Source organism: Limibacter armeniacum (assembly GCF_036880985.1).
In the GTDB taxonomy this organism is placed as follows: domain Bacteria; phylum Bacteroidota; class Bacteroidia; order Cytophagales; family Flammeovirgaceae; genus Limibacter; species Limibacter armeniacum.
Map to the genome: position 1 here is coordinate 2,941,947 of NZ_JBAJNO010000009.1, position 20,190 is coordinate 2,962,136.

General features: G+C 39.5%; 14 protein-coding genes. 9 read left to right on the top strand and 5 right to left on the bottom strand.

All coding sequences use genetic code 11. From position 1 onward, the window contains the following. The first annotated feature begins 298 nt into the window (after nucleotides 1-298). From V6R21_RS29940 to dnaJ, 5 genes are all read left to right on the top strand, one after another. Nucleotides 299-1,192, top strand: a complete 894-nt coding sequence (locus V6R21_RS29940) for a toxin-antitoxin system YwqK family antitoxin (RefSeq protein WP_334247171.1) — start codon at nucleotides 299-301, stop codon at nucleotides 1,190-1,192. Between the two features lie 118 nt (nucleotides 1,193-1,310). Continuing rightward, entirely contained in the window at nucleotides 1,311-2,387 is a 1,077-nt protein-coding gene (gene prfA, locus V6R21_RS29945) for a peptide chain release factor 1 (RefSeq protein WP_334247172.1), read from the top strand. A gap of 244 nt (nucleotides 2,388-2,631) precedes the next feature. Next, entirely contained in the window at nucleotides 2,632-3,837 is a 1,206-nt protein-coding gene (locus tag V6R21_RS29950; protein WP_334247173.1) for a M20 metallopeptidase family protein, read from the top strand. A gap of 176 nt (nucleotides 3,838-4,013) precedes the next feature. Next, nucleotides 4,014-4,625 carry a nucleotide exchange factor GrpE gene (locus V6R21_RS29955; RefSeq protein WP_334247174.1) on the top strand — a complete coding sequence of 204 codons (612 nt, stop codon included), beginning with the start codon at nucleotides 4,014-4,016 and terminating at the stop codon, nucleotides 4,623-4,625. A gap of 97 nt (nucleotides 4,626-4,722) precedes the next feature. Then, nucleotides 4,723-5,874 carry a molecular chaperone DnaJ gene (gene dnaJ / locus V6R21_RS29960; RefSeq protein WP_334247175.1) on the top strand — a complete coding sequence of 384 codons (1,152 nt, stop codon included), beginning with the start codon at nucleotides 4,723-4,725 and terminating at the stop codon, nucleotides 5,872-5,874. Nucleotides 5,875-5,962: 88 nt separating this feature from the next. Here the strand turns inward: dnaJ and V6R21_RS29965 are convergent, their stop codons facing one another. Together V6R21_RS29965 and tsaE are read right to left on the bottom strand one after the other, a co-directional pair. Further along, nucleotides 5,963-7,195 carry an alanine dehydrogenase gene (locus tag V6R21_RS29965; RefSeq protein WP_334247176.1) on the bottom strand — a complete coding sequence of 411 codons (1,233 nt, stop codon included), beginning with the start codon at nucleotides 7,193-7,195 and terminating at the stop codon, nucleotides 5,963-5,965. 54 nt (nucleotides 7,196-7,249) lie between these two features. Further along, nucleotides 7,250-7,684 carry a tRNA (adenosine(37)-N6)-threonylcarbamoyltransferase complex ATPase subunit type 1 TsaE gene (tsaE, locus tag V6R21_RS29970; protein WP_334247177.1) on the bottom strand — a complete coding sequence of 145 codons (435 nt, stop codon included), beginning with the start codon at nucleotides 7,682-7,684 and terminating at the stop codon, nucleotides 7,250-7,252. Nucleotides 7,685-7,949: 265 nt separating this feature from the next. Between tsaE and V6R21_RS29975 the strand changes: the two genes are divergently transcribed. Beyond that, nucleotides 7,950-8,963 carry a hypothetical protein gene (locus V6R21_RS29975; protein WP_334247178.1) on the top strand — a complete coding sequence of 338 codons (1,014 nt, stop codon included), beginning with the start codon at nucleotides 7,950-7,952 and terminating at the stop codon, nucleotides 8,961-8,963. A gap of 77 nt (nucleotides 8,964-9,040) precedes the next feature. On the opposite strand, the gene fmt is transcribed toward V6R21_RS29975, so the two are convergent. From fmt to V6R21_RS29990, 3 genes are all read right to left on the bottom strand, one after another. Next, entirely contained in the window at nucleotides 9,041-9,961 is a 921-nt protein-coding gene (gene fmt / locus V6R21_RS29980) for a methionyl-tRNA formyltransferase (protein WP_334247179.1), read from the bottom strand. A gap of 67 nt (nucleotides 9,962-10,028) precedes the next feature. Next, nucleotides 10,029-10,742: a TrmH family RNA methyltransferase gene (locus V6R21_RS29985; protein WP_334247180.1), complete on the bottom strand. Its 714-nt coding sequence runs from the start codon at nucleotides 10,740-10,742 to the stop codon at nucleotides 10,029-10,031. A gap of 119 nt (nucleotides 10,743-10,861) precedes the next feature. Next, a complete protein-coding gene (locus tag V6R21_RS29990; protein ID WP_334247181.1) occupies nucleotides 10,862-12,601 on the bottom strand; it encodes an ABC transporter substrate-binding protein in 1,740 nt (579 codons plus the stop codon). A gap of 699 nt (nucleotides 12,602-13,300) precedes the next feature. Here V6R21_RS29990 and V6R21_RS29995 point away from each other — a divergent pair. The 3 genes from V6R21_RS29995 to V6R21_RS30005 all read left to right on the top strand — a co-directional run bounded on the left by V6R21_RS29995 (nucleotide 13,301) and on the right by V6R21_RS30005 (nucleotide 20,152). Next, nucleotides 13,301-16,156, top strand: coding sequence for a M16 family metallopeptidase (locus V6R21_RS29995; protein WP_334247182.1), 2,856 nt, complete (start codon nucleotides 13,301-13,303; stop codon nucleotides 16,154-16,156). A 608-nt stretch (nucleotides 16,157-16,764) separates the two neighbouring features. Further along, the gene (locus V6R21_RS30000; protein WP_334247183.1) at nucleotides 16,765-18,306 is read left to right on the top strand and encodes an alkaline phosphatase PhoX; all 1,542 of its coding nucleotides are present in this window, start codon (nucleotides 16,765-16,767) and stop codon (nucleotides 18,304-18,306) included. 13 nt (nucleotides 18,307-18,319) lie between these two features. After that, nucleotides 18,320-20,152, top strand: a complete 1,833-nt coding sequence (locus V6R21_RS30005) for a cytochrome-c peroxidase (RefSeq protein WP_334247184.1) — start codon at nucleotides 18,320-18,322, stop codon at nucleotides 20,150-20,152. Nucleotides 20,153-20,190: the final 38 nt, after the last annotated feature.

The window sequence follows — 20,190 nt, forward strand, 5'->3', positions numbered from 1 at the left end:
AGAAGAAAGAAAGCTTCATCAGATAGATTACTTCTGATGAAGCTTTCTTTTTATTATTTTTGGGAGAATTCCCTGAAAAAGAGATTAAACTTCTTTAGGAGGAAATGAGTTCAATTAGATCTATATTCAATATTTAGGTAAAAGATAGTGTATTGTACGACGATATGGTCACTGTTGGAATTGAACTTGTTGGAAGATAACTGCTACAATAAAAGACCTAAAATAAGAAAGACGGAACAGTCTTGAGGTATAATACTTTACTGTAACTAGAGACCTTAAGCAACAAAACCTATCTATCATGAAAAGATTTTTCATTTCAATATTGCTGCTTTGCTATTTTACTGCTTTTGCTCAAGCTCAGGAACTTAGTGTGTCCGAAGATCAGGCTAAGCCAGATAGTACTGTTGTGGTGAAACTTAGTGAGTTGGATGAAGATGACCCAACTATCGAACTGAACCCAGGGAAAAACGAGGAAAAGGAATTAGTAAAGCGAAGGGTAAAAAAGAAAAAGAAGAACGTCTTTTGGAATATTAAGACCAAAAAACGTTTTACGAAGAAAGTTCGAGGAAACAATGTGGAGTTTGAGTTGTTTTTTGTTCTGAGAGAGTGGGAAGACCCAGATAGGTATGTAGCCTCTAAGTTTTACTACAATCATGATAAAAGAAAAATAGAAAAGACTAATGAGATCCACAGAAAATACGGGATGCCTTTGCATGGCACTTATGTGAAAATTGTGAACGGAGATACATTAGTAACAGGGCAATTTTATAAAGGTGTACGTACAGGGCGTTGGATATCTTATCAAAGAGACAGTTACAATGACGATCTCATGATACAGGATAAGGTTTACTATTATCGTGGGTATCCTAAAAATGCAGAAATCACTTATTACGATTCAAAACGGAAAAAGGTAAAGGAAGTCATTCCATATCAGTATGGAGTAAAGGATGGAACTTACCTGAAATACTATCCAAGTGGCAGGTTAATGGAAACGGGCACTTATCGGGATGGTCATAAGGTAAACAGATGGTTTGAGTATTATGATAAGTATGGTAGAGGGAGTAAGAAGAGGGAGACTCAGTACCGTAAAAAAACTTATGATGATAATTTTGAGCCTTACATCATTAGGGAGTGGGATGATACCGGAAACTCTACATATGACCGTACAAGGGAAAGTAGACGGAACAATTAAGATGTCAATTTGCATTTTTTAAGCAAGAAGACATTCCCGATGACCGCTTTGTTTGTGAAAGAGATTAGTGGCATCAGAAAAAAAAGATTAATTTTGCGGTCTGATAATCAGAACAAGTATGATCGACAAGTTAGAAGAAATAAAGAAACGCTTTGAAGAGGTAAGCGAGATGATTGTTCAGCCTGAAGCAATGGCAGACATGAAAGCTTATGCAAAGCTCAATAAAGAATACAAGGAACTCAACAAAATCGTAGTAGCCTACGAAGAGTACAAGAAGCTTTTGGCTGACATTAAAGGAGCCAAGGATATTCTATCCAATGAAAAAGACCCTGACTTTAGGGAAATGGCTAAGATGGAATTGGATGAGCTTCAGGAAAGACAGAAGCCTTTGGAAGAAGAGCTGAAGCAATTGTTGATACCAAAAGACCCTAATGACAGCAAAGACGTAATCGTAGAGATACGTGCAGGTGCAGGTGGTGATGAGGCCGCCTTGTTTGCAGGCGACCTTTACCGTATGTACCAAAGGTTTGCTGAAACGGAAGGTTGGCAGGTTTCTTTGATGGATTACACTGAAGGAACTTCAGGTGGTTACAAAGAAATTATTCTTTCTGTATCAGGAGAGGATGTATATGGTAAACTGAAGTTCGAGTCAGGAGTACACCGTGTACAGCGAGTACCTGCTACAGAGACACAAGGACGTATCCATACATCAGCAGCTTCAGTGGCGGTACTGCCAGAAGCCGAAGATGTAGAGGTAGACCTTAAGATGAGTGACATCAAGAAAGAAACGTACTGTTCTTCAGGGCCGGGTGGTCAGTCAGTGAACACGACATATTCAGCTGTTCGTCTGACACACATTCCAACAGGTATCGTAGCACAGTGTCAGGATCAGAAGTCACAAATCAAGAACCTTGACAAAGCGATGAGCGTATTGCGTGCTCGTATCTATGAGAAAGAGCTTGAAAAGCACAACGAAGAGATTGGTGCACAAAGAAAATCAATGGTAGGTAGTGGTGACCGTTCGGATAAAATCCGTACCTATAATTATCCACAAAGCCGTGTGACAGATCACCGTATCAACCACACTGTTTATAACTTACCAAGCGTGATGGATGGCAGTATTGAAGACTTTATTGAAAAGTTGAGAATTGCTGACAACGCAGAGCGTATGAAAGAAGGAAGCAGTGCCTCTTAATAAGGCATATTTCTCGAAATAAAATAAAACAACTAAAGGGAAAGTGCTATTATATGTGCTTTCCCTTTATATTTATGGATTGCTACACAATCTGCTCTTTTCAAGATGCTTCCGCCAACTTTTCTACCCATTGATGGGTTTCTTAAATATTGGTAATACAGGAAGAAATTAATTAATCATTTTGTTTTCAAGAAGGTGCTTTAGCAGATAGCGCTATTTACTTGGAGTTATAATACTCAATTTTATGACAGTAGGAGACCTCAAAAACCAAATCAAGGAAATCAGTAATAGCATATTGGAAGAAGTTGTCTACAATAGAAGACATCTGCATGCAAACCCCGAGTTGTCCTTTCAGGAGCATGAAACTGTAAAGTTTGTATCAGAAAAGCTTCGTTCTTATGGTATCGTTACGCAGGAAATAAAAGCAGAAACAGGGTTGGTTGCGTTGATTGAAGGAGTAAATCCTGATAAGAAAGTAATCGCTTTGCGTGCTGATATGGATGCACTTCCGATTGAAGAGGCAAATGAGGTACCTTATAAATCAAGAGTGCCGGGTGTGATGCATGCTTGTGGACACGATGTCCACACTTCGTCTTTGCTTGGTGTAGCGCAAGTCTTACATAAGTTGCGTGACCAGTTTGAAGGAACTGTAAAATTAATTTTCCAACCAGGAGAAGAAAAGGTACCTGGAGGGGCATCCTTGATGATTAAGGATGGTGCATTAAATAACCCAAGTCCGAGCAAGATTCTTGGTCAGCACGTAATGCCGTTGATTCCAGTCGGTAAAGTAGGTTTCCGAAAGGGCATGTACATGGCTAGTGCAGATGAAATTTACCTGACTGTTAAAGGAAAAGGAGGACATGGTGCAATACCTGAAATGTCTGTAGATCCTGTCGTAATCACCTCTCATATCATCGTAGCTTTACAACAGCTAGTGAGTCGTATTGGCAGTCCCAAAGTGCCGTCAGTACTGACTTTCGGAAAGGTGATTGCAGAAGGAGCCACCAATATCATTCCTGGAGAAGTAAAGGTAGAAGGAACATTCCGTACCATGAATGAGGAGTGGAGAGCAGAAGCGCACCAAAAAATCCGTAGAATGATAGAGGGTATTGCGGAAAGCATGGGAGCAACAGCTGATCTTGAAATTAGAAAAGGCTATCCTTACTTAGTTAATGAACCGGAGCTGACAGGCAGGGCAATTGATGCTGCTAAAGAATTCTTGGGAGAAGAGAATGTGGTAGAATTGGACCTTTGGATGGGAGCAGAAGATTTTGCTTTCTATACTCAACAATTGGATGCCTGTTTCTACAGACTCGGAACCCGAAATGAAGAGAAAGGAATTGTTTCAGGTGTACATACACCGACATTTGATATAGATGAACATGCACTTGAAGTAGGAGTAGGCTTAATGAGTTGGTTGGCAATTAAGGAGCTGCAAGAAGCTAAATAGCCAACTGAAGTTATGTCAATACTGTCAATCTGACAAAAGACCGAAAGCAAGTTGTAGGCGATATAGGTAGAGCTGTCAGCGTTTTGCTGTCATAATGGCGCATTTATTAAGGCTGTAAGTCATTGGCAATAAAATTGTTGACAGCAGAATGATAGTTTTCAAAAGAAAAATACAAAATGGAAAGAGAAGACATCAAAAATAAAAAGAACGAAGAGGAGCAACTGCAAAATCAGGAAGGTGCTGAGCAAGAGGCAGATGTAAAGAACGAAAAAGAGGCGGAAGAAGTGAAAGCACAAGAAGAGGTAGCTCCAGAAGAGCAGAAAGAAGATAAATCAGCTACTTTAGCAAAAGATTTGGCTGAGATGAAAGATAAATACCTGAGACTGTATTCTGATTTTGAGAACTTCAGAAGAAGAACAGCCAAAGAGAAACTGGATTTCATGAAAACGGCAAATGAGGACTTGATCGTCTCTTTATTGGCAGTTGTAGATGATTTTGAGAGAGCTCAAAAACACGCTTCAGGTGATGAAGAAAATGAAGCATTGAACTCATTCAAACAGGGTGTTGACTTGATTCAGAACAAACTTGTAAGCCTGTTGGAAAACAAGGGACTGAAGTCAATGGAAAACCCAACAGGAAAAGAGTTTGATATGGATAAGCATGAGGCAATCACGCAAATTCCTGCGCCTTCTGAAGACCTGAAGGGGAAAGTAGTAGATACAGTAGAAAAAGGTTACCTGTTGAACGATAAAGTGATCAGGTATGCAAAGGTGGTAGTAGGAAGTTAATTTAAGGCAAAAAATATGGGGGCTTAACCAAAGGAAAGTCACATTAAAGTGATGGATTGTCTTTTGGTTAGGCATTGCCCCAAACATTAATATTGGCATGGCTAAACAGGATTACTACGAAGTATTAGGAATTAGTAGGGATGCATCTCCTGAACAGATCAAGAAAGCATACCGTAAGGTAGCTATCAAATATCACCCTGATAAGAACCCAGGTGATAAGGATGCTGAAGAGAAGTTCAAGGAAGCAGCAGAAGCTTACGAAATTCTGAGCGACCCTGATAAGAGGGCTAACTACGATAGATATGGACATGCAGCCTTTGAAGGCGGTGGCTTCGGTGGAGGCGGCGGCATGAACATGGAAGATATATTCTCTCAGTTCAGTGATATATTTGGCGGTGGTGGCTTTGGAGACTTCTTCGGCGGTGGCGGCGGCGGACGTCGTGGTCAGCGTGTAAAGAAAGGCTCCAACTTACGTATCAAGCTGAAGCTGACATTGGAAGAGATTGCTAATGGCGTTGAAAAGAAAATCAAGGTTAAACGCTATGTAGCTTGTGATACTTGTGGTGGTAATGGTGCTAAGAATGGTACAGAGCTGAAAACTTGTCATACTTGTAATGGTACAGGTCAGGTAAGTAAAGTAGTGAATACTATGCTTGGACAGATGGTATCTTCTTCAACATGTCCTACTTGTGGAGGAGAAGGGAAAACCATTACCCAAAAATGTGATACTTGTCACGGTGAAGGTAGACTTTACAATGAGGAAGTCCTGAACATCAAGATTCCTGCTGGAGTTTCTGATGGTATGCAGCTTTCAATGAGTGGCAAAGGTAATGTGCCTAAGCAAGGAGGTATCCCAGGTGATTTGCTGATTGTAATCGAGGAAATCGAGCACAAGGAGTTCCACAGAGAAGGCAACAATATTCACTTTGACCTTTATGTTAACTTTGTAGATGCTGTACTGGGGACTACAGTTGAAGTGCCTACTTTAAGTGGTAAAGTAAAGGTTCCAATTGATGCAGGAACACAAAGTGGTAAGGTATTACGCCTGAGAAATAAGGGTATCAAAGATATTAACGGATATCATACTGGAGATCAGTTGATCCACGTAAATGTCTTTACTCCAACAAAGGTTTCTGCCGAAGAGAAAAAGATTTTGCAGAAGCTGAAGGAGTCTCCAAACTTCCAGCCTGAAAGTGATAAAAAAGAGAAAAAAGGATTTATGCATAGAATGCGTGACCTTTTTGAATAGCATATTTGAGGCATTTATGCCAAAACTTAAAAACCCCTTCCGAAAACTATTTTTCAGAAGGGGTTTTTAGTTGACCTTTATTAAAAACTTAGATGCTAGCGGCTAGAATTAGCTCTAAGTTGCGGCATGGTAAGTCATATTTTTCTGCAATAAACTTATTGGTAATACCACCCTTATAAGCATAGACACCTTTGGTGAACCAAGGATGCATTCGCATCATTTGGTCTGTACCACCTTCTTCTATCAGCTTGGTAAGAATAGGGGTGAAAATGTTGCTGACAGCAGTAGATGCGGTTCTGGAAACTCTTGATGCAATGTTGGGAACACAGTAATGGATAACACCATGTTTTTTGTAGACCGGGTTGTGAAGTGTCGTAGGATAGGAAGTCTCAAAACAACCTCCTTGGTCAATGCTGACATCTATGATAATAGAATTGGCTTTCATTTCGGCAATCATCTCTTCAGTCACAATAGAAAGTGGACGGCCTGTATTGCTATGGACTGCCCCAATTACGACATCTGCTGTAGAAAGTGCTTCCCTTAGTTGTCCATTGTCAAAGACAGATGTGTAGAGTTGATGAGTGCCTAACACATCTTTTAATCTTCGTAGGCGATAGATGTGATTGTCAAAGACCTTTACGTCAGCCCCCATTCCAATAGCTGTTCGAGCAGCATATTCGGCAACAGTTCCTGCACCTAATATAACAATCTTAGAAGGTGGTACCCCTGTAATTCCTCCTAGAATAATTCCTCTTCCATTGTTAAAGCTGCTGAGGTATTCAGCCGCAATTAGCATAACAGTACTGCCAGCAATTTCACTCATAGCCCTGACTACAGGTAAACCTCCAACTTTGTCTTCTAAAAGCTCAAAAGCTAGGCAGACCAGTTTTTTACTGACAATCTCTTGTAAGTATTCCTTCGTCAGGTTGTTAATATTGAGGGCGGTAATAACGGTTTTGGATTTCTTAATATGGGATAGTTCCTCAATAGAAGGAGGTGAAACCCTCAAGATAATGTCGGTACCCCAAGCTTCTTTGGCTGTGTAGACTATCTTGGCACCTGCATCACTGTACTCTTGGTCAGGTAGGTTGGCATCTACTCCTGCACCAGACTCTAACAGTATCTCATAACCGTTGTTGACAAGTATGTTGACAGCTTCAGGACGTAGCATGATGCGTTTCTCATCTCGGCAAGTTTCCTTAGGCATGCCAATCGTAATTGGGTTTTTATGCCTTTGGGGTGTCTTTAGCATCATTTCCTGAGGGTGATATTGGTAAAATTCCTCAGTAGCTCGTTTGAAGCCTTCCTTTTCTTTGCCCATAGTTTTCAAGAGTTAATGTAACACCTCACCAATAGTAGCCTAACGCGAGATGTATTACAGCCTGACTTTACTTACTTTAATTTGCCGTTGGTCGTCAGTGCCGTGATTAATTTCAATAAGGATATGATCTTCTGGAATTAGGTTAGGTATACGTGATGGCCATTCCATTAAACAAAGCTTACCCGAATCAACGTATTCTTCATACCCAATATCTAGTGCCTCTTCCTCATCATCTAACCTGTAAAAATCGAAATGGTAGATTGTATTTCCATTAGAGGTACTATACTCATTAACAATGGAAAATGTAGGACTGTTAACCAAATCTTCAACACCGTATTGATCACAGATCGCTTTTATGAGTGTAGTTTTCCCTGCGCCTAATGTGCCTTCAAACAGCCATATATTATCGTGCCCTGCAAATTCAATAATTTTATTGGCAACTTCCCCTAAGTCAGACAGCTGTCTGCTTTCTAATTCAATATGTTCCATTAATAACAAATTTATAATAAAATAGTGAAGTATAGGGTATTTGAAGTTGTATTTCTTTCGGAAGAAAATGAGACTGGAATCTCATTTTGTTTAAAAAAAATTGACATACAAAATTACCAAATAAATGACTTGTAGGTTATCTTGTTGTAGTTAAGTCACACATTATCAAATTAAATGCTAGATAGTTTGAATAATGGTATTTAAATATTTTTTTTGATATAGAGTTGAATAAGCATTCATTTTACATATAAATTACCTAGGACCTATGGCAAAGCAGCAAAACCCAACTACAAATCAGGAGAACCAACAAGCGTCTCCAAAACAAGGTGCAGACAATTCTTCTAGTGCGAGCGAAAAAAAAACTACACCTGCTGTAGGAGCATCCGGTACAGCAAAGACCTCTACTCGTAAAACAACAGCAAAAACATCCACGTCTTCTACGCAGAGAAAGTCTACGACTTCTACAAGCCGTACGACTGCAGCCAAGAAAACAACGGGTGCTGGCGCTAAAACAAACGTGAATCAAAGTCAACAAGAAAAAAGTAAAGTCATGAGCACGCAAACAAAATCCCAAACAAAAACTAAAAAAGAGGCTGAAAAGGCTCAGTCTGGAAAGGTGCTTATCCAAGCTGAAGAATTGATGCATTCGGCTCTTCAGAAAACAGAGGAGGCTTCTAACAAAGCGTTAGAAAATGCTAAACAAACAACGGGAGGTCTGATTACCAAGACTGAGACGTTGACAGAGGATGTGATTTCAAAAGCTGAGAAAACAGCTAATGATGTACTGGGCAAGTCAAAGGAACTGACAGAAACCACCTTGACTAAGGCAGGAACAATGATTGACAAAAACCTTGTTCAGACGAAAGAGTTTGCAGGTGGTACTTTCAAACGTACAGAGTCACTGGTAAGTGATGTAGCCAAGTTTGGAAGGGAGACTTCTACCAAGATGATTCAAGGTAGCCGAGACCTTAGTGAAATGGTTTTTCAGCGTTCTGGAGAAATGGTAGGCGCAACGCTAAGCATGACAAAAGAAGTGTCTTCAAAAGCCGTTCAGCTAGTTAAAATGCCAGTTGAAATCTCAGGTAAGTTATTGAATGACACTTATTCTACCAGTAAAGAGACTGCCGATAGGGTTGTGGCTACAATTTCGAGTAACCTCCCACTGAAATCATTTGGCAAAGTAGAAGGAAAAGGCAAGGTGAAGGATTTTACTTTGGCTGAGTTTGCAATGAATGGTGTGTATGCTGCTGCAAACCGTGTAGTCAGTATAGTAAAATAACCATCTAATTGAGTATACATATAAAAGGCTGTGACAGTATCTAAAATCCTTGTCACAGCCTTTTTGCTTATTTAGAACTAGAATTGCTTACCTCTTAGAAAGTCTTCAATCTTCATCCGTTTCTTGCCTTCCATCTGCCACTCTTTAATGTTGATATAACCGTCGGCTGTATTCAGATAGAAATACGTTTTATTGTCCGTTACATACTCTTTGTCGCCTTCGAAGGTAACATCACTTTCCTGACCTTTTTTCGCGTCGTAGATTTTGTAAACTTTGCCCTCGATTTTGGTCCATGCACATGGATAAGGAGCTAATCCACGAATAAAGTCATATACCTGCTTAGTAGGTTTGTTGAGGTCAATCTCACATGTTTCCTTAAAGATCTTTGGAGCTTCAACTGTTTCACCAGGTTGCGAACTTAAAGTGTAGTTGTCATTTTCAATAGCTTGAACCGTCTTCAGTACAAGTTTGCTTCCCCTTGCCATTAGGCGTGTATAGAGTGACCCAACATTATCATCTTCATGGATAGGCTCTCTATCTTGCATAATAATGTCTCCTGTATCAATTTCATGTTTAAGGAAAAAAGTAGAAACACCTGTTTCTGTTTCTCCATTGATAATCGCCCAATTGATAGGAGCTGCACCTCTGTATTTAGGAAGCAACGATGCGTGTAAGTTGAATGTGCCGATTTCAGGCATGTCCCAGACAGCTTCAGGTAACATACGGAAAGCTACAACAATTTGAAGGTTGGCGTTGAGACTTTTCAGCTCTTCTTGAAATGCAGGGTCCTTCAGGTTTTTTGGCTGCAAGACGTTTAAGTTATTGGCTACTGCAAACGCTTTAACAGGAGAGGAGTTCAACTTATGGCCTCTGCCTGCCGGTTTGTCAGGAGCAGTAATAACACCTACTACATTGTAACCGTTGTTTATCAATATTTCGAGGGAAGGCACCGCAAACTCTGGAGTTCCCATAAATACAATCCGAAGTTCTTTTTTCATAATAGTCTTGGGAGAAGAAGTATTTGGTTTGTTGACTGTTTCAAAAGTTGAATACAATCAAAATATTTTATTCGTATTTAGACCTCTGTTTCTTGTAGAAATCTTTTACATGCGTTTCTACCTTATTAATGACTTTCAAAATCCAACGGATTTCTTGCCTTTTGTATTCTTCAGGTGAAAGCTGCCATTTGATGTCTTGGCTGTTGTGCAACTTAGTCATCAGGTGGTTTAAGCTAACTGCTGCGGATACTGAAATGTTGAAGCTTTCACTGAACCCATACATTGGAATACGAATTTTGTAGTCGGCTTCTGAGAGTGCATAGTCTGTCAGACCGGTGGATTCGGTACCAAACATCAACGCTACTTTGTCGTCCAAAGGAAGCTCGTCTAGAGTCATATCCGTATGTGGAGTGGTAGCAACAATCTTGTATCCATTGTTTTTTAGTTGCTTGATCGCATCTTCATTGGAAGAGTAATGGTGTCTGTCAACCCATTTGGAAGCTCCTTTTACCACCTTTTTGTTCAGCTCATAGGTATGTTCTACCTCAATGATATGCAAGTCCTGTATGCCAAAACAATCGCATGAACGAATCACGGCACTGGCATTTTGCGGTTGGTATATATCTTCCAACACCACTGTTACGTGGCGCGTGCGATGAGCCAACACTTTTTCAAATAGCTGTTGCTTGTTTGGCGTGACAAATGACCTTAGGTATTGGTAGGCTGATTCGTCTTCTGCTATGCGATTAATTAAGTCTTTATTATCTGCAATTCCCGTCATGATCTTAAAACAGATATGGAAACCAAGACAAAAGACTTGAGAATAGGTAAGAAAAATCTCCCATAATTCTCAAGTCTCCTGTTTGGCTTCTAATATCTTGTGTCTAGTATCTCACAAATCTACTCTTTATCCTTACTGGCATTTTCGCCTTCTTGTTGCTTGTTGATTAGCACCAGCTTCCCTTGTTGAAACTTAATCAATGGTACATACTGGTTGTCATTGGCATTGGTGTAATCATGTCCTGGATAAATAAAACCATTTTGGAAACCCGTTTCATGCAACTTGTTCTGGAAGTATTTACCATGTAAGTGCATAACCTTTCCAAAGAAATAAATAGTTTCAAACCCTTTATAAGTAAAGTCCGAGGCAATGTTGTTAAAACGTTGCTGATATTCTTTGTCAATCATTCGGACATTATTTGTATCAGGGTTAACATATTCAGGTGCAATGATTGTTACATGCCCTCCTTCCAACTGACTAAACCCTAGTTGTTCAAATGTCAACCAATCATCAGGTACATATACGGGTGCCAACGCTTTTAATGACTGTAAGGCACTCAGTACATTCATGGAAGGAATTTCTTTTGTAGTACTGATAATTACATGTGCAGATGTACTGTCAAGTGCAACACCCAATGTGTCCATAGCCAAAGGAGTGAAGCTTTCTTGTGCAACCGTAAAGCCATCAGCATAATCATACTCTTGGAATACTTGAACGACACCACCCAACGACTCAAATTCATCTTTGTAAGCTTCAGCTAAAGCTTTTTCCTTTGTTGAAGCCCCATAAATGATATAGGCTTTTGCAGTGTCCTGCTGGCTATGTAAATACCTTGCAAGTTGTTTGCCTTGCGTATTGTAAGAAGCGGCAGTAAGGTATGATTGCTCTGAATCTTCCAGCACACGAGGGTGCATAGAAATAGGGTTAACCATTGGAGTACCCGTACTGTCAGCGTATCTTTTTACGATTGGAAGCATATCCCCATAAAGCGGTCCAATAATCAGGTCAATGTTTGCCATCACTGGAGAAGCCAATAATTGCTCTACGACAGCAGAATCTCTTTTTGTATCGTAGGCAAACAGCTCAATTTTGATACCTTCCTTAGTCAACTGTTCTTGACCGAGTTTGATACCTTGGTAGATGTTATAGACAAACTCGTTCTTTATTGATAAGGAAGTAGGATCAACTTTGTCTTCATAAAAAGGCATCATAACCCCAATATTGTAGACGTCCTTGATTCCAGCATTCATGACCTTTGTATAAGCTTCTTTTTGGTCGCCACCATATTGAGCAATCAGCTTTGTAGTTTGGGCTTCATCCCTTTTGTCCTTTGGTGTATGCAATGCTTTAGCCAAGAGACCTTTTCCTATTCTTTCTTGTTTTGGGAATTGGCTATACAGTTTTTGCATATCCTCATAGCTCAACTTTGCCCAAATACTTTTTTCAGAGGTTTTCGTAGCGTCATCCAGTTTCTTTGATGGAACGGAAGCCATAATCGTTGCGGCTGTCAGGAAGTCACCTTTATCAGCCAACATACCAGCTAGAGATACTTTGACCTCATTGATATTTTCCCAGTCTCCGTGTTCTGATACCAAATGCTCCAATGTATTGATCGCTTCATCCTCGTGGTTTGAGTTGAAACAAGCTGTCGCATAAAGGTAATGGCAGTATTCAACCAACAGGTTCTTTGGGTTGTCCTGATTGATGCTTTCTAGTACGATTCGTGCTTGTGCATACTTCTTCTGGTCAACCAGCTGCTTACCGTATTCATATTTCTTGCGAATGTCGGCTGCTGATTGTGCATTCAGGTTTCCCAGAATACCGAGAAGCGCCAGCCAAACCAAAAAGTATTTACTCATCATTATTTTATATTAGTCAGTTCTAGTAATAATCTAATTTATAGGCGGTAAAAATATCAAATAAAAACCACAGTAACCAATTAGAGCGGGTGTCGATGGTAGCCAATGTTATCTGATAACAAGAAAAAATATCATCGCATTTCTCGTGCCACTCAAATGATGTTGGGAGGAAAGGGAAAAATAATTTTTTTAGTCCATTATGGGATAGTTGAATTGTTAATACCTAAATACTCTTTTGCTACCTACTGAAAGTAATGAGAATAGCAATTAAGCGATGCGTTAGCTTATTATTTTAGATGTTTGAACTTTATCTCTATAACCGTTTTTAGGTGCACTTTTTTATGGTTTTAGATCAATGTTATTGATGAGGTATTGATTTTGTAAATTATCAAGAAAGTAGAGTGTTAGTAAAGGTAGTGCTTTTTTATAAGTGATAGTATGGTTGGGTTTTATTGCTTGTGTTGATAATGATGAGGTCTTGTAGTATTTGTTAAATTTGATTATGAGTGTTTTGTGTGTGGTTTTTTAGTCAAGTATGCCTGTCAGGTATGTTGATTTATTTGAAGGTTTGAGAATGTAGAGGTTAGTTTTGATTTTTTAAATGGAATTTTTTTGACTAATAGGAGTATTTTGAGATTTTAGTATTTGTAAATTCTAATTCATTATTAAATCAAATGTAACTTTTTAATTAAAGAACACATGTCAAATTACTTTTTTAGAATAATTAGTATTGCTACTCTACTAATGACTTCTCAACTGATTTTTGCCCAAAAACTAGTAGAAAAGGTTGAGTCAGGAGAAAATGACTGGACAATTCCTTACCAAAAATATGTTTTGGATAATGGCTTGACAGTAATTCTTCATCAAGATTTATCAGACCCATTAGTTCATGTTGATGTGACCTACCACGTAGGCTCTGCCAGAGAAGAATTAAACAAATCTGGATTTGCGCACTTCTTTGAACATATGATGTTTCAAGGTTCGGAGAATGTAGCGGATGAAGAGCACTTCAAAGTTGTAACTGCCTCTGGAGGTACACTGAACGGTACAACAAATAGAGACAGAACAAACTATTTTGAGACAGTTCCTAGTAACCAGCTGGAGACCATGCTGTGGCTGGAAGCAGACAGGATGGGTTATTTTCTGGATGCTGTGACACAGGAGAAATTTGAAGTTCAAAGGGCTACTGTAAAAAATGAAAAGCAGCAGAATTATGACAACCGTCCTTACGGTATGTTCAGAGAGAAAAATGCAGAAGCACTTTATCCATACGGACACCCCTATTCTTGGTTGACAATTGGACTTTTGGAAGACTTGGATAGAGTAGATGTGGCTGACTTGAAGAAGTTTTTCCTGAGATGGTACGGTCCCAACAATGCTACCTTGACTATTGGAGGTAATATAGATGTTAAGCAAACTTTAGCATGGGTTAATAAGTACTTTGGAAAAATTCCTGTCGGACCTGAGGTTGAAGACATGAAGTTGGAAGCGCCTGTTTTGGATAAAGACCGTTATGTGTCTTATGTAGATAACAATATCCGTTTTCCAGCCCTTCTATTTACTTACCCTACAGTTCCTGAGTTCCATAAGGATGAAGCCGCTCTTGAGTGTTTGGCTGATATTATTGGTCAAGGTCAGGATTCTTATTTCTACAAGAAATTTGTTTTGACTCAAAAGGCGATTCAGGCTTCTATTTTTAACCCTACTTCTGAGTTGGCGGGTGAGTTTACAATGTTTGTCCTTCCTTACCCAGGAACTTCATTAAGTGACTTTGAAGGAATGATGAGAGAGGCATTAGTAGAGTTTGAGCAGGAAGGCGTTTCAGATGAGGACCTGCAAAAGTTCAAAGCCAAAAAAGAAGCTGGAGCATTAAGAACATTAGAATCAGTTAGAGGTAAAGTATCTAGCCTTGCGCACTTTGAAACATTCTTGGATAACCCTAACTATTTCCCAGAGTCATTGAAGAGTTATCAGGAATTGACCAAGGAAGATGTGATCAGGGTATACAACAAGTATATCAAAGGTCAGTATGCAGTTATTCAGAGTGTGTTGCCTAAAGGAATGGAAAATATGGCAGCTAAACCTGACAACTATCAAGTGGACAAGACTGTTAAAAACACATTTCCGACTACAGACTATGCTAAGGTGGCAGAAAGAAAGTCGCCTAAAGATGACTTTGACAGAAGTGTAAAACCAAGTCCAGGAGCAAACCCAACAATAGAAGTACCTCAATTGTGGAAAGAGACATTTGCGAACGGCATCAAGATCATTGGAACTGAAAATAAGGAGACTCCATCCGTTACATTGAGATTGTACATTGAAGGTGGACATCTTTTAGAAAAAGACAATCTGGATAAGGCCGGTATTGCATCTCTGACAGCTTCATTGATGGGTGAAGGGACAGAAAACTACTCTGCAGCTGAGTTTGAAAATGAGTTGGAAAAACTGGGAAGCTCGATTTCAGTTGGAAGTGGTCAGTCAGGCACTTATATCAGTGTAAACACATTGACGAAGCATATAGACAGAACACTGGAGTTATTAGAAGAAAGGCTCTTCAGACCTAAGTTTACAGAGGAAGACTTAGCTAGAGTAAAGAAACAGACTCTGGAAAGTATCAAGGCGAGTAAAAAACAGCCAGTGCCGATTGCAAACAGTGTATTTAACACAGTATTGTATGGTAAAGGTAATGTACTGGCAATATCATCTGAGGGTACAGAAGCATCTGTCGAGGCACTTACCTTGGAGGATGTCAATCAGTTCTATAAAGAAAGTTATGTTCCTCAACTATCACAGTTGGTTGTGGTGGGAGATATAACTAAGGAAAGTCTGTTGGCTAAAATAGATTTCTTGTCAACATGGAAAGCAAATGACCTTCAGGCTCCTACAATTGAGGTAACTCCAAAAAATGAAGGTACAGTACTGTACTTGGTAGATAAGCCAAATGCTCCTCAGTCTGAAATCAGGATAGGTTACGTGACCAACTTGAAATATGATGTAGAGGGTGAATACTTTAAGTCTACGCTGATGAACTACCCATTGGGTGGAGCATTCAACAGCAGAATTAACCTGAACCTGAGAGAGGATAAAGGATGGACATACGGAGCCAGATCAAGTTTTTATGGAGATAAGTTGACTGGAGAGTTTGTAGCATCAGCAGGAGTTAAGGCAGTGGCAACTGACAGTGCCGTGTATGAGATGATGTCTGAGATTCAAGAGTACTATAAGGAAGGCATTACACCGGAAGAGCTTGATTTTATGAAAAGTTCTGTTGGCCAAAAAGATGCGTTGAAGTATGAGACGCCAGGTCAGAAGGCTGCATTCCTAAATAGAATCATTCAATATGATTTGTCAGAAGGTTATGTGAAGAAGCAGAATAAAATCATTTCCAAGATCAAGGCTGAAAACGTTAATGAGCTTGCCCGTAAATACCTTGACCCATCAAAGATGGTGATCATTGTAGTAGGAGATAAAGCATCATTGAAAGATAAATTGGCTCGATTGGGTTATGAAATTGTGGAACTGGATGCAGATGGAAATGAAGTGGCTGTAAAGTAATTGCAGTTTGATTAGAATTTACAAATGAATTGGAGGTATTTGACAAAAGTCAGTGCCTCCAATTTTTTTGTTTTTGCTATTTATGAATGAGGAGGCGATTAGTGATTGAAATTCATTTTCAGTAACAATGTGTAGTAAATAGTAAATTACACATTGATTGATTTTTTATTTTTGTAGGCTGAAGAGGTTAATGTGTGTTAGTTTTTTGGTTACAAAATGCTCTTAAAAGTGAGGTTAAGCGGTTAAGAAGTGATTTTGTAAGTAGAACTTTGTGTTGAGCATTATTTTGGTTTTTATTTTATGTAAATTAGGGCATTCCTTTAAATAGCTAATTGTTTTAGACCTAATCTGCCTTTTGGATTAGGTCTTTTTTATATTTCGTTAATGTTATAGTGAAACTGTGTATTTAAAATATAATTCATTGTGTGTATAATGAAACAACAAACTTGTTAGGTGGTTTGAAATTCAAAATGCATTTCTTTAATCAATTATGAACTATCAAGTGTTTGAGTTAATATTTTTTAATATTTCTATTTGATTAGGGTAAAAATGAATACACAGTGAAGTCATTTCTTTGGGGACTCCAAATAACTAAACGAAATGACTTTATGAAAAAGCTACCTATTTTGATGACGGCCCTGTTAGTAGCAGGGGCTATTACTTTTAGTTGTGAAGGTCCTGAAGGACCACAGGGACCTGAAGGTTCAGCAGGTGCAGATGGATCGGATGGTTCTGATGGCTCAAATGGCAGAGACTTGACAGAAGAGACGCTAATGCCACTTGAAGTATCAAAAACACCTACTAGTCTTTTGAAATTATCAGGAGAGTTCTCTAATGCGACACTTGAAGTGGTTCTTTCTTCAGAGGATGTTATTCCTGGCTCTCCAGAATTTGTATATGGAAGTATGGCAGATGGCGCTGGTTTGTTGCAGGATACAGACACTTCCTTTATGCTGATCAATAATATTGAAGCAGACTACTCAATTGCTAGAATCTTACTTAATAAAGATCTGAAGCCTTTTCATGGTGAGTATATTGTCAATGCGAACGCAACGGCATTTACAGCACAGTGTTCTGGTAGTATGATTACTCCTAAAGAGCATGGTTTTGGTCCTCTTTACCTTTCAGGTGGTGAGTGGGGTGGAGCTTCCAATGGGGTTTTCGTAACCAGTCCTTACAAAAGTGCTTCTGATGCTAGCTTTGCCAACATGCTTCCTGCGATGGGACAGTGGTCAACTGAAAATGCAGTGGCAATCGGTAAAGATGCATTTCCTGGGAAAACGGTAGTGTTTATTGGTGATGACCACAGTGACAATTCGGTTCCATCTGGTCAGCTAGGTATGTATGTAGGCCCATTTGGTAACCTGAATGCTGGTAAACTTTACGGTTTGAAAGTAACTACAACAGGAGTTACGTATGAAATGGATATGGACGAGGGGGTTGAGTATGATGTTGAGTTTGTTGAGTTGCAAGAAACAGATATGGACTTACTTGATGCTGAGGCAAAGGCAAAAGGGGTAATGGGCTTCTCACGTCTTGAAGACATCGATTGGAGAAGAGGAGACGCTTCGGCACAAAGAGAGATTTACTTCTGTGTGACTGGTAGAAACAAGGAATCTCTAAATGGATTGGGTTCTTTGACTGGTCGTGTATACAAAGTAACCTTGAATGAGAATGATCCAACTGGCGCAGGAAAAATTACATGTGTATTGGATGGTGACAAGGTAGGTGGTAAAGCAGAGATGTTCCATAGCCCTGACAATATCGTGGTAACTGAGAACTACGCTTACATTCAAGAAGACCCGAACGGTGTAGTAAATTCTTACCCTAACAAGGTGGCTGCTGATCACTTTGCAAGACTTTATCAGTATAACCTGAATACAGGCGAGCTGAAAACAGTTTTGGAGTGTAACCAGACTGAAGCAGAAGCACTAGGATACGGAACAACAAACTCTATTTGGGAGATCACAGGTATGATCGATGTGACGGATGTGATTGGGAGCACAGAAAGTACTTTCCTTTTCATGACACAAAATCACGGATGGGTGCCGGCTGAAGGTGCTTTCACTGACCCTACTGCATTCCCTGACGTTGCTAATTCTCCGAAAGAAGGAAGTGTACTTTTCGCTATTAAAGGTTTGGAAAGATAATTTTGACAATATCATGAGTACATTTTTTAAATGTATCAAAGAGGAGGCTTGGATCATAACAAGCCTCTTTTTTGTGTTTTTGATTGGATGTAATACAGTAGAAGAGAAAGCGGAAACACCGGAAGAGATTTTTGCTGTCTTGGACAAAGTGTATAAGGCAGATTTGGATAGCTGTATTTCTTTTGCAGAAGCATTGCAACATAGCTCAACGCAGAAAGACATTGAGCAACAATTCTTAAATGCTCGCACATATTTCAAGAAAATTGAGCCAATTCTCTCATTTGTGGATGTGGAGAATTATGAAACACTCAACCAGCCTAACCTTTTGCAAGTTGAGGAAGAGGATGCGACCAATATTAAGATTTCAGAACCCCAGGGTTTTCAGGTACTGGAAGAAATAATCTTTGCAGATACTTTGGATATAGTGCAGCTTCAGGCCAAAGCTGAATTTGTGGCAAGTCGTCTGAAGTTGATCAGAACCAATACAAAATTGACAGGGTATAAGCCTTACCATTTCTTATGGATGGTCAGAAATGCGATTGTCAGGGTGGCTTTTACAGGTATAACAGGGTTTGATTCCCCTGTTCTTGCTAACTCATTGGATGAGGCTAAGCAAGTTTACGGTAGTCTTCAAAAGTACCTGATACATTTTGAACCCATATTTGCTGACTCAGAAATATATAAGGCTTGGCAGGAAGAGATCAATGCCACAGTGGAAGCATTGTCAGGAGACTTTGACACCTTTGACCGATTCCATTTTATCAAAGACCATACGCATAAACAGGTTGAACTTTGGAACCAAACGGTTAAAGACTGGCAAGTTGAATTTCCTTTGGAGTTGGCATTAAAGAATGATGCAGCAAACCTATTTTCTGCTGAAGCCTACAATATGAAGTTCTTCTCTAGCAGGTTTGCTCCTGAGATAGATGAACAGACAGTAGCTTTGGGAGAACAACTTTTTTATGATACAAACCTTTCATTGGGTAAAGGGCTAAATTGTGGCAGTTGTCACCAGCCAGCACTTGCTTTTACGGATGGAAAAGCAAAATCAATTGGGCGTAATGGGATGGAGCTGGAAAGAAACTCGCCAACGCTGACCTATGCAGCTTTTCAGAAAGGCTTCTTCTTTGACAAACGTGCAGGTAATTTAGAAGGGCAGATCGTTAATGTAGTCAAAAGTGAGATGGAGTTTCATACAGATATGGATTACATCACGCAAGCGGTCAAGAATAATAAGAATTATCAAAAATCATTTCAGCAGGTATTTAAGGATAGTATTTCAGAACGAAATATTAGGAGCGCATTGGCTACGTATGTGAGAAGCTTGGCTCCATTTAACTCAAAGTTTGACAGAAATATAAAAGGAGAGGAAGCTACTTTTACGGAAGAAGAGGTCCTTGGTGCAAACTTATTTTTGGGTAAGGCAGCTTGTGCTACCTGTCATTTTCCTCCATTCTTTAATGGAACAGTTCCTCCACGATTCAAGGAAACAGAATTGGAGTCATTGGGGGTACCCGCTACTGCTGCGAATGACCGAATTGATACTGATCCAGGGAGATGGAATGTCTTTGGGACAGAAGAAAAACGACACTTTTTTAAAACTTCAACGGTTCGCAATATCGCTTTGACAGCTCCTTATATGCACAACGGAGTATATAAGACATTGGAAGAAGTGATGGATTTCTATAATGTAGGAGGAGGTCAAGGTTTGGGTTTGGATGTGCCGTTGCAAACACTTCCTCCTGATTCGTTGAACCTAACTGAAGCAGAGGTACAGGCGATTATAGCATTTATGAAGACGCTAACAGATCAACAAATAGGAGCGTTGACAGCAAAGGTTGAGTAAGTGTTGTCTAAAATATGAAAGACCTGCCCATCTTATTG